This window comes from Verrucomicrobium sp. BvORR034, from assembly GCF_000739635.1.
Taxonomy (GTDB): Bacteria; Verrucomicrobiota; Verrucomicrobiia; order Verrucomicrobiales; family Verrucomicrobiaceae; genus Verrucomicrobium.
Window position 1 is genome coordinate 1 of record NZ_BATQ01000017.1, and the last position, 15,172, is coordinate 15,172.

The window sequence follows — 15,172 nt, forward strand, 5'->3', positions numbered from 1 at the left end:
CCGAAAATCAACCGCAATGCTGTCCGCCTGCGGTTGTCCATCGTATATTGAGCCGAAACCGGCTGAAAACTTTCCTTTAGGTTTCAGATTGGGATTGAGAATACGATATTTTACTCTGCGCGAAACATCTCATTTTTTGTGGGCCAAGGAGGATGTGGAGGCCCTGCATGGTAAACTTAGGGCTATCATTCAGACATTTATCTTGAATGATTCCGCGCGTTATGAGCAGCGAGATGCGTTGCACTCTGGGCCCAATTTTGTGTTTGAGATTCGAACTCCCGAGGCCGAGTTGATGCTTAGATATGTTGTGTTGGATCGGCCTCGAGTTGACCTCGCCGCCGAATGCTATTTCTGGCTTGTGAAGAAGTTTCCGGGCGAATGGATCAAGAAGGTAAACTGGTTTGGCCAGTTTGACCGGTGGAAGTAGGGAGGGGTCACTATTTCACGCTTGATGTGAACTCCTGGTGGGTAAATGGAATGTTGATCGAGATGCTAGTGCCAGAAGACAGACTATTTCAGCGGCTTGCCATAAAACTGTCAACTTTTTGCACACTGACACCATTTCCCCGGCCGCATAGTGCCAAGCTCAGGCTCCGGCGCGGTGGGCAGCAGCGTTGCAGGCCGGAACAGCGTTGCACCCGACCCACGCTCACGAACGCCGCTTGAGCAGCAACCACAGCAGACTACCAGCCGCCGCGATCAACACCACGATGATGCTCCATGGTGTTGATGAGGCTGGTTCTTCGCTCGGTGTCGTCGGTGTGGGCTTTGGTTCGGGTGCCTTTGGCGCTTGTGGCAGCGGCTTTGTTTCCCGAACATCAATTTCCTTTGGAGTTGGGGATTGCGCCGTTTGGGCCTCATCAAATTTGCGGATGGCCTCTGCAGCCTGTGCTTGCACAGAGGGCCACATATCGTCGTTTCTTGAGACTTCTAGAAACTGATTCAAGTATCTCCTTGCGATGGTCTTATCACCGTTGGATTTCTCGAAGACATTTATTATTCGGCTGGCAGTGAGCCACTCTTCGACAGGGACACGGACAAGCTCGGCACCCAAAACTTCGTGGGCAGATGAACCCATCGAAACCAGCTTTTCCATTTTCAATACTTCTTCACCATACAGATCAACTCCCCGAGGCAGTAGCGCGAGAATCTCCTCCTTGGACAGAGTTTTTTCTTCACTTCGCACGCAATTAAGAAGTGAAAACCATGCCAGGAAGAGGAATATGAAACTTCTAAATGCTGGCTTAGTGTGCATGCGAGTTGGATAGGATTTTAGTTGCATCAGATTGCTTGAGCCGTCGCGACCCGCTAATCCCGTTTGTGTCCAAAATATTGGGCTGCATTAAGTGCCAAAGCGGAAAGACGCCCGACGCATCTTCATGACCACCGTTGGTGAGCAGGTGCCCAAGTTCATGCGCTGCTGCATACCCACCCCAAGGCGAAAGTGTCGATTTTGACAGAACCACGTTGTAGGTGAAGGAGTCCTCGCTGGCGGCGAATGCAAAATCGGCAATTGCTGCACCACCGGCTGCACCTCCTGCAACGGTAAGCGTGTTCACATAAAATACATGAATGTCGGCATTAGATGCCCCTGTTCCCCATGCGGTTATCAGATCCTTGGCCTCTTGGGCAACAGTCCCGTTTCCTGCAAGCAGGTCTGCAGCAGACGAATCGGTCACGTTTAGCCCAGGGGGGCTCAGATCGACACCAGTTGGCGGGTCTTTTACACCTGCATGGGTGACATTGAGCTTAACACCGCACTGGGCATAACGCTCCTTCGCGATTCTCCAGAAGTCTGTCACGACTGTTTGTGAAATCACTTCTGTGCCTCCAGCCGCCTGCAGTTTGTCTCTCAGAATGACCGTGGTGACATCCACCGTCTTTTCCGCTGGAACTGGAATCTTGGTGCCAAGCGTTTGCCAAGCTCCAGTGCCGATCTTGATCTCCTCGATCTTAAAGTTTCCTCCAAGCTGGATTTTGTGCGTCCGGTCGTCAGTGGCATCGTCAGCTTTTCCATCAACAGAATGATCATCATCAATATCGTCCGACACGAGGAGCAGCGATTTGGAAATCGCATCAGCTCCATCAGTCACAAGATCAAGCTGTGTGGCGTCGTCGTTGTATGGGGTTGTTGCGCTGTGATCTGGGTTGTCCGTGGTCGAAACCTTAACCGAGATGCCGCCCATTGAAGCACCGCCTTTGACGCGGATGAAGAACCGATCTGAGTCTTTATCGATGTCGAGCGTTGTCGACGCGCCCGTCCCCGTGAGGACACCCGTTTCACTCATCTTGCCAACCTTGAGTTTCGAGACCGCTGCCTTGTTTTTATCCACTAACTCCACCGGGAGGAGGATCACTGGCTCCGTTTTTTGTTGAGGCATTGCAATAGGATTGCCTGTAGGATCTCTAACACGCACTGCAGTACCAGCTATCACGCCGGCTTCATTCAAACAAATCAGCGAGAATTGCTGCCATGCCTGAGTCGGGCCGGGAACGGATTGGCCGGCAAGATCCTTCATGGGGATTGATTTCCCGTTCCTCCAGATCATGGAGCCATAGACTCCCACCCCTTGAGAATTCATGTCGTTCACGACAATGGGCACCGTTGTTCGCTTTCCATTGATTTCTGTCACCCAGTTGCTGCTTTCGATCCAAGTGATCAACGGCTGCCCTAATTGTGATGAGGTGGGATTCTTTACTGACGGAGGGGTTTCGCAGAAGCTAGGATCGCTCCAGGATGGTGCTGTGACGTACTGGCGTCTTCCTCTGCCCCCGTACTGAAGGAGCCAAGGATTTCCGGAGGTGCCGGTGACTAGCCGGAGGAGCGCATGTCCACTTCGAGTGAAGCCTCTCACCGACGGTAGGCCAAGGCTCATCATGGGATGGCGGGGGTTTGTAAGCACTGTCACCGTAGGCTGAGTGCCGCTGGGCGCATTTGCCGCGAGTAGTCTGTTATCAAAAATGCGATAGGTGAGATTTCCCACCAGGAGATTCTGGACTTTCAGGCTGTAAGAAGGTGCGCTGACTTCGGTCAACCACTCGCCATGTTTGGAGTAGTTTTCGTTCCTCAACCAGTACTTGCCATTTGCAAGAACGCGCTTCTCATCATCTTTGTATTCTACATCGACTGCGCCGATATCTGTATCGCCCAGTTTCCGCGGCGTTTCCAGGGAGGCGATCCCGCTCGAATCCCACTTGACCACGCCTGTGCGGATTCCCTCTTTTGTAACGTGGCCATAGACCTCTCCGGTATCCGTCAAGCTGAGCAACCCTCCGGCTTCGGCCTCTATTGGTTGTCCTCCGGCGTCCAGATCCTGGAGTGTGATTTCGGTGGTCAACTGTTGCCAGGCCGCATTTTTCCAAACGGCAATCTGGGTCTTTCCGTTCATTGTTCTTGTAGCCAGCACATCGCCCGCGCTATTTATTCTTAAAGGAGTCCATCCGTTTCCGCCGAGAGCAACAATGGCATAGCGTACTTCAGGTGTTTTGGCCCAGTTGACAATTCCATCAGTTGGTAGGGCATCAACACTGTCCATGATGTTGTCGCCGTCAGAATCAGGGTTGTTAGGTAGAGTTCCCAATGCGGCCTCTTCAGCATTTGTAAGTCCGTCTCCGTCCGAGTCATCGGGTGTCGGGGGCGCAGGCGTGTTGCCGCTGTTTGCCATGCCCGTTCCCGAAGCGTATTCCTTGATGTTGGACGCACCGTCTCCATCGGCATCAAGAATTGCGTCGGCTGGATCCGTAGGGTCCAGCCCGGCGGCCAGTTCTTCTTCATCAGGGATTCCGTCCTCGTCCGAGTCCAGCAACCAAGGATCGGTGCCAGCGATAAACTCTTCGAGATTGGTAAGACCATCTCCATCGACATCATCTCCTGCTGACGCTGCTTCCGCATCAGCGAAGTGGAGCATTTCCCAGTAGTCAGGCAACCCATCGCTGTCGGCATCCTCGTCGGCATCATTGACACTGTCGGCATCACTGTCTACAGCTTGCGGATCAAACTGAAGGGTAAACTCAATCGCGTTGCTGACCCCATCAAGATCGAGGTCATCTTCTGCATCATCGTGTAAGGCGTCCAGACCATTCGAGCTTTCCCATTGGTCTGGGAGGCCATCCTGATCGGTGTCAGAGTCCAAGGGGTTCGTGCCCCCTTGGTATTCTTGCAGGTTGGTCAGGTCATCGTGATCGGCGTCGGCTAGGGGATCAATTAGGATGATCTGACCGAAGTGTTGCTGCTCCCAGTAGTCGGGGAGGCCATTGGCATCGAAATCTCCTTCTACGTCCAATGTGGAGTCGTTATCTGTGTCTGCGGTTGTGGGGTCCAGGTCCAAAATATATTCCTCCTTGTTCCGAATGCCGTCCTGGTCAAGATCCTCAAGCAGATCTGTTGAATCCAGCGGATCCAGTCCTGCGTAGTGCTCCCACCCGTCTGGCAGCCCATCCATGTCGCTGTCATCCAGAGTAGGGTCCGTTCCCGCTTGAAACTCCAGTATGTTGCTCAGTCCATCTTCATCTTCGTCTCCGTTTGGGTCGATGCCGACATAGTAGAAGTATTGCAGCTCCCAAGCGTCACCGATGCCGTTCAGGTCTGCGTCTTCGTCCCGATCAGAAATACCGTCGTTGTTGCTGTCCGAATTACTGGGATTTAGCCCCAGGTAATGTTCTACGACGTTGAAAATGCCGTCTCCATCAGCGTCTGACGTGAAGACATCGGCCGCTAATGGGTCCAAGCCATTGGCTGCCTCCCAAGCGTCTGGAAGGTTGTCGCCATCCGTGTCGACGGAGAAGGGGTCGGTTCCGGCGGTGAATTCTTGTAGGTTTGTCAAAGAGTCACCGTCATCATCCCCGCTTGCAATTGCTGAAGTCGCGGAGTTGTAGTAGCGCAGTTCCCAGTAGTCAGGAAGCCCGTCCGTATCCATATCCTCTGCGGCGTCGCCAATCGTATCAGAATCAGTATCCGGATTCCGAGGGTCAAACGCCAGGATGTACTCTTCTCGATTAAGCACCCCATCCTGATCGACATCCGCATAGGCATCATAACCTATTGGGTTGGTTCCGTGCGTGCTTTCCCAACCATCCGGGATGCTATCTGAATCAGTATCCGCCAAGAGAGGATTAGTCCCCAGCATGAACTCGGCCTGCGTATTGAGTCCATCTCCATCAGAGTCCTGCACAGAGCTCAATGTACTGAGGTTTCCGTAGTATCGATACTCCCAAAAGTCAGGGAAGCCATCGCTGTCACTGTCCTCATAGTCATCTGATATACCGTCGCTGTCGCTGTCTGCCGAATAGGGGTCGGAACCCATGAGATGCTCTTCACGATTACGTACTCCATCACCATCGCTGTCTGCATCAGCGTCGTGCGAACTTAGGGGGTCTAGTCCATTCGATTGTTCCCACCCATCAGTCATTCCGTCACCATCGCTGTCATCGCTTCCGAGGTTAGTTCCCAGCTGAGCTTCCTCCAGATTCGTAAGCCCATCCCCGTCATTGTCCTCGTCGCCATCATTGGTGCCATCGTTGTTGCTGTCTGAAGATTGGGGATCGAGCCCTGAAACATACTCTTGGGCATTCTTCAACCCATCGCCATCAGGATCTTCGTCGGGGGTGTTGTAGTCTCGCAAGTTGAGACCGTTGTAGTATTCCCACTCGTCCGGAAGCCCGTCAGCATCTACATCCCCCAAAGAATTTCCAGAAGGCCAGATTCCTTCAGCATCATAGAGAATGTCTGCAAACTCATAGAAGTCGTGAAACCCGGGAACTGTCTCGTCATGCGCAGGGTTTAGAAAATAGAGAAGTTCTTCAAAAGTCAGCACCCCGTCATAGTCGGGATCATCAACAGGGTTGATGTCCGGATATATTGAACCGCTGTACTGCAACATGGGATGAATCTCCACCCAGTGGGATTCAACTACATCCAGCAGGTAGTCATCATCATTGTCATCCAAGTCAACAATTGCAGCATTTAGTGGCCAATTCCGAGAGTATGCTTTGTGATTGGTAAATCCATCACCGTCCAGATCTTGCGCAGCATCTGCTGGGTCGCTGGGATTCAGGCCGTACGTCAGCTCATCTGTATCGGGAATGCCATCTCCGTCGGTATCCGTCTCCCACGGGTCAGGGAGATAGGTGTCTGGAATGCTATCGCTATCCGTGTCCTGCCATGAACCCGCTTGTAGCCGGGGCAGGGGCAAAAAGCAAAGACAGATACATGCAAACAGAGGAATGCTTAAGGAGAGTAGGCCAGGGAGCTTGCGGAGTTGAGCAAAAGCACTGCCAAGTCGACGGGGGGATCGTTTCATGGGTAGATTGTTTGGCGTGGGGCGGCCAATAATTACTGATATTTACAATACTTGCACCAAAAATGCAAAAAATATACCTGCGAAATGATACATATGCAGATGAGCTAAAGAATTGTATTAGGGCGTGTTTGAAAAGGTGAAGGTTTCAGAGTTTCCCTCGGAGGCACCGGACGGCAATGGCCAGGTGAACGAAGCCTGAGTAGGTTTCGATGAGCTTGTCGTAGCGCGTTGCCACCCGGCGGCAGCGCTTGAGGACTTCCCAGAAGTTCTCGACCACATGGCGTTTCTTAAAGCTCTCCGGGTCGTGGGCGACGGGCTCCTTGCGGTTGCTTCTGGAAGGGATGCAGGCTTACAATCCCTCATCCACACACGCCTGACGGGTAAAGTTGGCATCATAGGCTCTGTTGGCCACGAGTTCTACGATACCAGAGCCCTTGCAGCCTTTGATCAACGCTTCTGCCTGGGTGTTGTCGTGACGGTTGCCTGCCGTGAAGCTCAGAGCAAGAAGTCGCATGTGCTCGTCGACCACTCCATGGATCTTGGTGTTGTTTCCTCCGCGTGATTTGCCAGTGAACTGTGGCGCTTGTCCCCCCCGCCGGATTGGCTCCGTCCCGGTGGACCTTGACATGGGTGGAGTCCATGGCCGCAAGCTCAGCACGCCGCCTGGCATTCCAGGGCACCAGGTCCACCAAGGCCTGGGGAAGACCAAGAGAGATCCAACGCCGCCAGTGTCCATAAACGGTGCGCGAAGCCACACCGACATGGCCAAGCGCACGCCAGCTGACGCCTTCCTTGAGCACGAAGAGCAACCGTTGGATCCACCAAGCCCAAAGGGGCAGGCGGTCGGTGGCCGCGTGTCTACGTATGGTATTTAGGCGTCTATGGTTCTTATAAACCCCTCAATCAGAGGGATCGTTCGCTGGAAACTCTCGTCCAAATGCATGGCCCCATCTGTCATCCATCCCGGCCTCAAGTGCAAGACGCAAGCCTTTTCAAACACGCCCTAGACAGTGTCGACCCAACGAACACGGGCGGTGCAATTTTTGTTCGTAGAGCTCTCGAGCGTACGCGTTGAGTTCAGAGCCGAGCGATTCACATTTTTCTTGCCAGTTCCCTAGAGTCGATAATACGCACTGGATTCTGGGGCTGTACATGCCGAAATCTAGGGTGCAATCGATTTCGTCGTGAAAATCCACATCCTAGTCCTGATCCTCCTGGCATTTCCTGGGTATATGCCAGCCAGGAAACGGTTTGATCTGTTTCTCATCGACGGGAGCAAGATCAAAGGCCGAGTGATGTCAGTGACGGCCTCCGAGGTGACCTTGATGAGCGACTTCGGGATGTTGAGGTTGGATCTCCAGAAACTGACTGCTGAGACCAGGGCGAAGCTGACCGAGTCCAACAAACCTGATTCTACGGCTCTTCTGCAACGGATAGCGGAGCGGGAGGCCACGGTGAGTTGATTGCAGCAGGAGAACGAGCAGCTTCGCAGAAGTGCTCTGTCAGCTTCTACTCCCGCCAGAACGTCTGTGGATACACTCTCGTCGGCTACGGGGAATACGGAGCCTGTCTCCCGAATCCGGTTCAGGCCCCCCCTTCTGTGGAGACTCCCGCATCTTCAAGGTGACCATCAGTCCTACCGGTAAGCGGCACAACTCAGGGTGTTGGTACTACGGATCAGGCCGCTCATGTGGCCCAACGGACGGGATTGAATGCAAAATTTGCGGTGGCTGAGGTGCGAAAGGGAATGCCTCCTCCGCTGCTACAATGAAGTTTGTACTACGAACAGCTTCCCCAAGCCTCAAACTTCAAGCAACGACATCCTCCGCCGGACGAACAACGCCCCTGCACCACCCACAAGCAAAAGGCACCCGGTAAGAGGCTCCGGCACGGCGGATATCTGAATGGTCACGTCATTCCCACCGAGCAAGGAGTTGGTGGCGGCGTTTCCGGTATAGCCAATGTCCACGGTGATGCCCAAGTCCGCGAAAGTCGCCCGACCGTCCAGGATGGATTGAGTGTAGGTGGTGCCATCCAGCATCACGTTCAGGAAGTCGAACTGCCCGAGAACTGAGGAGCTGTCGAGGTTGAATAGGAAATAATTCGCCTCGGGATCCGTGCCGTCCAGATCGTGAAAGTAGGCCATGGTGGAGGCCGTGAGTTGCATTTCCAGGGTAGTACCCGTCCCGACCTTCAGATTTCCAGTGAGGGCAATTTGATCATAGTCCTGCCCGGCAATGGGAGACTCTCCAAGGGAGACCGGAGCACCCAAGGTGAACTTGGCAGTGGATCCCGTTTTGTACTCCAGATTGGCCCCCGAGAAGACCTTTGAGTTTCCGGGATGAGTGGCTCCGCCGTTTTCCACGGTAATGTTACCTGTGACTCTACCACTGCCGCCCAAGGTCCCCGTGCCACTCACCGTCACTGCTCCAGTCCCTGTGCCGGAGCCGGTGGTGTTGTTCACCTTCAGTGTGCCGCCGTTGATTTGAGTGCCCCCTTGATAGGTGCTGGCGGCGGTCAGGATGGTCGTGCCTGCAAGGTGCTGCACTTTCGTGCCACCACTGATCAGGATGCCGCTGTTGACCGCAGTCGTAAACTGGTACCCCGTTTCATTGTGGTTGAAGATGATGGTGGAGTCGGCAGGAGGCACCAGATTGTTGGAGTAAACCCACCCATAGACTTCGGCGACGTTCAGCCTCCCTGCGGCTGCCCCCATGCCAATACGCAGTACCCCAACGCTGGAGGGCGTGCCAGGAGCGCTGTTTGTTGGCATACCTCCTACGGTCAGTTTGCCATCACCCGTTCCTAATGCGGATCCTGCTTTCGAAACGCTGACCACCGCCCCGTCAGAAACCGTCAGGGTTCCCTTCCCGCTGGAATCACCAAGCGTGAGATCGCCGACCACATTCAATTGTGAATCTGCGCCAGTCACCGTCGTGGTGCCTTCCTCGTTCAAGTAGGAGCCGATAAAACTGTTGCTGCGGGCGCTGATGACGCCGCCCGCACTGACGACGGCAGAGTTGGTCGCGGAGCTGTCGATCCTGATCCCTCCCGTGAGGTCCAGAGTGGCCGCTGCCTGGGTGAGGGCGTCCCGCCCGGTCACCACGAGAGTGCTGCCTCTATTCACGGCAAAGCTGGAGGTCGAAATGGCACCTCCGTTGCTGATCGTGAAGCTCGCGGTGCGGTTGTTGGAAGCGTTGCCCACACCGATCCCCATACTGGGGTTGTCCCATTTCGAACCCGCACCGTCCACCAACACGGAAACGGTTCCCGACGTGCTGCCGATGCTTGTCGTCGAAATTGTGGGCAGAGTCGGAACGCCGGTGCTGGTGAGCACAGCCCCTGAACGAATGTTGAGGCTGGCGCTACCCGTCGATCCCAGTGTGATCGATCTGCTGACCGTCATGGTTGCGCCCATCTCAAGATTCAAGGTGCCCTGACCGAATTGGCCTATCGAAAGCTCATTGCTGAGAGTCAGGGTTGTGCCACTCCCAGTCACGGTCACGGTTCCTGGTCCAGAGTAGCGTCCTACACGCAGAGCACTTACGCTAAGACTCGATGCTGCATCAACTAGGAGGCTGCCTGCACCAGCATGGCCGATCGCAGTTTCGGACGCTGTCGAGTAGGTGCTTCCTCCGTACGTAACCTCGGCGACCGCCTTCGTCGCGGGAAGCGACAGGACTAGAATCCCAAACAAACGCAGGCCATTTCGAAATCCGTCCAACCATTCTCTCCCGGGTCTCTTCTGCCCAGGCCTTTGATGGGGAGCGATAAGATGTTTCATGATCAGTCGAGTGGTTGCCATCGGTATGGAAAAACAATCAGACCTCCATCTATGCTGGAGTGGACATGGACCTCAACTTGCCAAACCCAGTAGCGACTACGGGGTTCTCCACAAGGGCGCTAAGACTTCATTCAGCTTCACCCCGGTTCTATCCCCTTATGGGCAAACGGTGCTTTGCAGGGCACAGTCATTTTTCGGCGGGCGCTTGGCCGTCAACCCGCCATCAACGACTTGCGCCGACGCGTAAACACCACCCCCACCACTCCGGCCAGTAGAAGGCAGCCGGTAAAGGGCTCCGGAACGGAGGACACCTGGATCGTCATGTCATTGCCGCCGAGGAGGGAGTTGGTAGCCGCGTCTCCGGTGTAACCCACATCCAAAGTGATGCCCAACTCTGCGAACGTTGCCCGACCCTCCAACATGGATTGCGTGTAGGTGGTGCCGTCCAGCATCAGGTTGAGGAAGTCGAACTTGCCGGTGATGGGAGCGGTCAGGTCAAACAGGAAATAATTCCCCAACGGGTCGGTGCCATTGTGGTCGTGGAAGTAGGACAGGCTGGAGGCGGTGAGCTGAAGCTGAAGCGTGGCTCCGGAATCAATGACCAGATTTCCGGTCATCTGAATGCGGTCGCAGTTCATCCCCGCCGCTGGAACCTCTCCGCCTGCGCCTGTTGTGGCCAGGGTGAACTTCGCCGCGGATCCGGCTTCATATTTCAGGCTGCCCACCTTCAAGATTTGGGAGTCACCGGGAAGCGTGGCTCCACCGCTCGCCACTGTGATGTTTCCTGAAATCGTGCCCCGGCCTCCCAGCACCCCCGTGCCGCTCACGTTCACTGCTCCGCTTCCTGTGCCGGAGCCACTCGCGTTGTTCACGACCAACCGGCCCCCGGTGATCAGCGTTCCGCCTTGGTAGCCACTGGCTGCGGTGAAGATCGTGGTGCCCGCCTCCTGCCTCACCTTGGTGCCGCCATTGATCAGGATGCCAGTCCCGGCCGTGTTGGTGAACTGATAGGCCGTCTCATTGTGATTGAAGACAACAGTGGAATCCGTCGGTGGCACCGGGGGATTGGTGGAGGTAAAACCTGTGATCTCGGAGACATTCAATTTCCCAGCGGCCCCACCAGTGCCAATATGAAGCACTGCCACGCCTATGGGAGTTCCTGGATTGGAGTTCGAGCCCCTTCCTCCTACCGTGAGTGTGCCATCGCCTGTGCCCAGTGCAGATGCGGTCTTGGAGACGCTGAACAATGCACCATCGGTCACCGTGAGGGTGCCCCTGCCGCTGGAGGCACCTATCGTCATGTCGCCCACGACATTCACTTGCGATCCTGCACCCGTGACCGTCATCGTTCCTTGCAGGCCTTGGTAGGAACCGATGAAACTGTTGCCCCGCGCGTTGACAATGCCGCCAGCGCTGACAACGGCTGCATCAGAGCCTGAATTGTCGATGGAAAAACTTCTCTGCAGATCCAAGGTGGCGGCCGCTCCCGTTACGGAATCAAGTCCGGTGACCAGCAAAGCCCCTGTTGAAGTGACTCCAACTCCGGTCGTCGAGATATTCCCCCCATTGCTGACCGTGAGAACGCCCGACACACTGATTCCCAAGTTGGGAATGATCCATTGAGATCCTGCACCGTCTACGGTGGCGGACGACGCTCCCGCCGTAGAGGAGTTGCCGATGAAGATCTGACTTGCCGTGCCGATTTCCGAATTTCCATTGCTGGTGAGCACGGCTCCCGAGCGAATGTTGAGGGTGCCCGTGCCAGTCACTCCAATCTCGACTGACTTGTTGGTCGTCATGGTGGCGCCGAGTTCGAGATTCAGGACCGCGCGTCCCAAGTATCCCATGTTCAGTATTTCGCTAACAGATAGCGACGTGCCGATGCCGGTGACTGTGATGATGCCAATGGCGTCTTTGTATCTCCCTACCGTCAGAAAACCCCTGAGGTAGTCATAGCCTTCGTTGATCACGAGACTGCCCTCGGCCGTAAAGCCCACCCAGGCGTTTGTTGGTTGCAGAACGTTGTCACCCGTGCTGGTGAAGCCCGCTTGGGTGGTGCCTGGCAAAAAGAGGATGGCAATAGCCGCACCGGCGATTGCAGTCAGTCGGGTGAAACGACTGGGGGCTGTGCGTATGGCCGCCGGAGCGATGGGGTGATTCTTCATGCGATTCTTCGGCGTCCAAGCTGCCCTTCTGAATATTGGATTCTGGCGACGCCTTCCATTGCCGTGTCCGGAGTGGGAGTACAACTCGACAAACCCAGTAACGACTACGGGGTTTTTAGGGGCATGGCACTTGCGTTGCGGAAGGAATCAGGGAGTCTCTGCGTCGAATGAATTTCCAGCGTCCCACTCCGTGGCTTGCGTTCGCGGCGGTGCCGTTGATCGTGGTACTGGCGTTGGGCTGGCTGCTGCTGGGGTATGCCGGCCACAGGCATGGCGTGGTACCGTTGCCAGGGACCACCGGCTTTACAGTGGAGCACCTTGGGGATGCAGGGGAGGGGCGGACCCTGCGAGAGGTGGAAGCCTTGCCGCCTGATGCATGGACCCCCTGGACGGGCGACAACTACCATGTGGTGGGCCCCAGCCAGGTTCTCTGGTTGCGGGTTGTGTTGCGAAACAACAGTGCCAGCGAGTTGCGCGGCATCCTTGAGAACGACGACTATTTCGCAGACCGCGTTGAGCTGTGGGTTCAGGAGCCAAGCTCGCCGGCAGTTCAGCCGGACGGGCCCTGGCTGTCCGGCGAAGGCGTGGCCAATGTCGACAAGAGAGTTGCTGGCCGCGAGATCGCCTTCCCGGTGACGCTTGAACCCGCGGCCGTCAAGGTGGCATACCTGCGGCTGGAGAATCACTTCCGGCCATTCGTCCGTCTGGTTTGGTGGCCCGATGCCGGGGCCTTTCACGAGTCGAGGTCCCGCGATGGAATGGCGGAGGGCATCTACCTTGGAGGCCTTCTCGCCCTCCTGGGTTACAATGTGCTTTTGTGGCTTCGACTGCGCCAGCCGGATATGGGCTGGTATGTGCTTTATCTGGGATCCGTGGCTGCGTTCATGTTTCTGGCACGCGCACAACTGCCGGCGCTGGGGCTGCCACTGGCTTCACCCGGACTGGAAACAGTACTGACGTTGATGATGGCGCTCAATGGTCTTTTCTTGACCCAGTTTGCACGGTCGTTTCTTGAACTCAAGACTTCCTTCCCGAAGATGGATCGCTGCATGCAAGGATGGGCCGCATTGATGCTCGTGGCAGCTGTGGCGACCCTGACCACGCCGTGGGCATCTACATCCTGGCTGCCATTCGTGACTCTCTCAAGCGGGCTTACCCACACTGGGTTGCTTGCGGTGGCATTGTCTGCATGGCACGCCCGGAAATGGCAGGCGCGGTTTTTCGTGCTTTCATTCGGCTGCCTGTTTGCAAGTTCGCTGCCGATGGTGGCCGTCTGGTTCTTTGAGGGGCTCCTTCGAGATGTGGCCATGCGCGGCCTGATGGTGGGCTCCGCCCTGGAGATGCTGCTGCTGTCTCTGGCCGTCGCGGATCGCTTCGCGAGGGCACAGACGCAACTGGTGGAGGAAACCGAGCAGCGTCGCATGATCGAGGAGGCCTATGCTGATGAGCTTGAAGAGGAGGTCCGGGAGCGCACCCGCGAACTCCAGGCGGCAAACAACGACAAGGACCGCATGCTTTCCGTGATCGGACATGATCTGCGCGGGCCTCTCACAGGGTTGATGCGCTCCGCCGAGCGTGCCTCAGGGGAGTTTTCTCGTGACGCATCACGCACCAGTCGGGCGCTGCTCCTGATGATTGAAGACCTGGTGCTCTGGGCTCGGCTGCGGGCGGCCAAACAAGCGGTGTCCGTTCACCCCGCGGCGAGCTTGGTGGGGCCGGCGGTGGCTCTGCACGAGTCCCTCGCGGAACAGGCGGACATCGTCCTGCTACAGGAGGTGCCAGAAGAGGTGTGGGTGGAAACCGACTTGGTGCTCGTTCAGACCCTGGTGAGAAACCTTCTGGCCAACGCCCTGAAGTTCGCCATGACCCGGGTGGTGCTGAAAGTCGAGACAAGTGATGGCAAAGTGCGCTTTACGGTTGGCAATGATGGACCCGCCCTCTCGCTGGAAGTGGCTGCGCGGCTGGCTGCGGATCTGGATGAACCCGTCACCGCCACCTCAGGTATGGGGCTGCGTCTCTGCCGCGAAATCTGCCGGGCTCTCGAGATCAAGCTGGAATCTTCCATCGGAGCTGAGGGCGGCACGGAGTTCTCATTCACTTTGAAACAAGCCAGGCTGACATCGACAACAGAGGAGGAGACCTCATGAATGTTCCGGGCAAACTGCCGCCGCCCTACCGGGCCATGATTGTGGAAGACCAAGGAATGGTGCGCGCCTTCTTTGAACGTTGGCTCGCGGATCTACCTGGTTTCATGGTGATCGGTGCTGCCAGGTCAGGGGAGGAAGCGTTGACCCTGGTGCCGACGGTTATGCCGGATGTGGTGCTGGTGGATTTTCAACTTCCCGGGATGGACGGGCTGGAGTTCGTGAAGCTCGCCCGGCAGATCCGTCCCCAGCTTCGCGCTTTGGTCGTTTCCTCGCTCTCGGACGCTCTGGTGCTGACGCGTATTCAGGAATCTGGTGTCGAGGGGTATGTGGAAAAGGATGCGTCCCCCGACCTCCTGGCTGAAGCACTCGTGGCCGTGGCATCCGGTCAGCGTTACTATTCCAGGAAGTTTCATGAAACCATCGCCCGGGAAGGGGCCAATGCCGAAAGCGTCGGCAAGATCCTCTCCCGTCGGGAACAGCAGGTCCTGGGCTTTGTGCTCGACCAAAAGAGCAACCGCGAGATCGCCGAATTGATGGGGCTGAGCGTCCGCACCGTGGAATTTCACCGCGCCAACGTCATGACCAAACTTCAGGCAGGCAACCTGACGGATCTGGTCGCCGCTGCGAAGTCCCGTGGTTGGCGGGACAAGGCGTGAGAACTTGCTGGTTCAGGAAATGCTCGTGGTGCATAGTGTCCACCGCGATCGGTGCAGCCTCCCCGATTTTCCATGATGAAACACTTCCTCTCACTGACAGAACGGGAATTCGAAAGGTTCT

At 56.1% G+C, this 15,172-nt stretch carries 9 protein-coding genes; 4 read left to right on the forward strand and 5 right to left on the reverse strand.

Translation table 11 applies throughout. From position 1 onward, the window contains the following. A partial coding sequence (locus BV034_RS03775) for a hypothetical protein (protein ID WP_265592592.1) occupies positions 1–427 on the forward strand: 427 nt, incomplete at its 5' end. Positions 428–649: 222 nt separating this feature from the next. Here the strand turns inward: BV034_RS03775 and BV034_RS03780 are convergent. The 3 genes from BV034_RS03780 to BV034_RS34420 form a co-directional block, all read right to left on the reverse strand. Next, positions 650–1,255: a hypothetical protein gene (locus BV034_RS03780; protein ID WP_050024281.1), complete on the reverse strand. Its 606-nt coding sequence runs from the start codon at positions 1,253–1,255 to the stop codon at positions 650–652. Then, positions 1,245–6,299, reverse strand: a complete 5,055-nt coding sequence (locus tag BV034_RS03785) for a hypothetical protein (protein ID WP_265592593.1) — start codon at positions 6,297–6,299, stop codon at positions 1,245–1,247. Before BV034_RS03785 ends, BV034_RS03780 begins: the two co-directional genes overlap by 11 nt. Before the next feature lie 349 nt (positions 6,300–6,648). Then, entirely contained in the window at positions 6,649–7,062 is a 414-nt protein-coding gene (locus BV034_RS34420) for a transposase (protein ID WP_343123282.1), read from the reverse strand. 421 nt (positions 7,063–7,483) lie between these two features. Here BV034_RS34420 and BV034_RS03795 point away from each other — a divergent pair, with 421 nt between their 5' ends. Continuing rightward, a complete protein-coding gene (locus BV034_RS03795; RefSeq protein WP_050024287.1) occupies positions 7,484–7,762 on the forward strand; it encodes a hypothetical protein in 279 nt (92 codons plus the stop codon). Positions 7,763–8,100: 338 nt separating this feature from the next. Here BV034_RS03795 and BV034_RS03800 read toward each other — a convergent pair whose 3' ends face one another. Together BV034_RS03800 and BV034_RS03805 are read right to left on the reverse strand one after the other, a co-directional pair. Continuing rightward, the gene (locus BV034_RS03800) at positions 8,101–9,705 is read right to left on the reverse strand and encodes an autotransporter-associated beta strand repeat-containing protein (RefSeq protein ID WP_265592595.1); all 1,605 of its coding nucleotides are present in this window, start codon (positions 9,703–9,705) and stop codon (positions 8,101–8,103) included. Positions 9,706–10,295: 590 nt separating this feature from the next. After that, positions 10,296–12,248, reverse strand: a complete 1,953-nt coding sequence (locus tag BV034_RS03805; protein WP_050024290.1) for a hypothetical protein — start codon at positions 12,246–12,248, stop codon at positions 10,296–10,298. Positions 12,249–12,415: 167 nt separating this feature from the next. Between BV034_RS03805 and BV034_RS03810 the strand changes: the two genes are divergently transcribed. Both BV034_RS03810 and BV034_RS03815 read left to right on the forward strand, forming a co-directional pair. After that, positions 12,416–14,395, forward strand: coding sequence for a sensor histidine kinase (locus tag BV034_RS03810; protein ID WP_050024292.1), 1,980 nt, complete (start codon positions 12,416–12,418; stop codon positions 14,393–14,395). Next, the gene (locus BV034_RS03815; RefSeq protein ID WP_050024294.1) at positions 14,392–15,051 is read left to right on the forward strand and encodes a response regulator transcription factor; all 660 of its coding nucleotides are present in this window, start codon (positions 14,392–14,394) and stop codon (positions 15,049–15,051) included. Before BV034_RS03810 ends, BV034_RS03815 begins: the two co-directional genes overlap by 4 nt. The last annotated feature ends 121 nt before the right edge of the window (positions 15,052–15,172 follow it).

What these genes read in the sequence shown, in the direction of transcription:
- BV034_RS03780 (WP_050024281.1), bottom strand. Translation starts at nt 1,255, where the DNA reads ATGCACACTAAGCCAGCATTTAGAAGTTTCATATTCCTCTTCCTGGCA.
- BV034_RS03785 (WP_265592593.1), bottom strand. Translation starts at nt 6,299, where the DNA reads ATGAAACGATCCCCCCGTCGACTTGGCAGTGCTTTTGCTCAACTCCGC.
- BV034_RS34420 (WP_343123282.1), bottom strand. Translation starts at nt 7,062, where the DNA reads ATGTCGGTGTGGCTTCGCGCACCGTTTATGGACACTGGCGGCGTTGGA.
- BV034_RS03800 (WP_265592595.1), bottom strand. Translation starts at nt 9,705, where the DNA reads ATGACGGTCAGCAGATCGATCACACTGGGATCGACGGGTAGCGCCAGC.
- BV034_RS03805 (WP_050024290.1), bottom strand. Translation starts at nt 12,248, where the DNA reads ATGAAGAATCACCCCATCGCTCCGGCGGCCATACGCACAGCCCCCAGT.
- BV034_RS03810 (WP_050024292.1), top strand. Translation starts at nt 12,416, where the DNA reads ATGAATTTCCAGCGTCCCACTCCGTGGCTTGCGTTCGCGGCGGTGCCG.
- BV034_RS03815 (WP_050024294.1), top strand. Translation starts at nt 14,392, where the DNA reads ATGAATGTTCCGGGCAAACTGCCGCCGCCCTACCGGGCCATGATTGTG.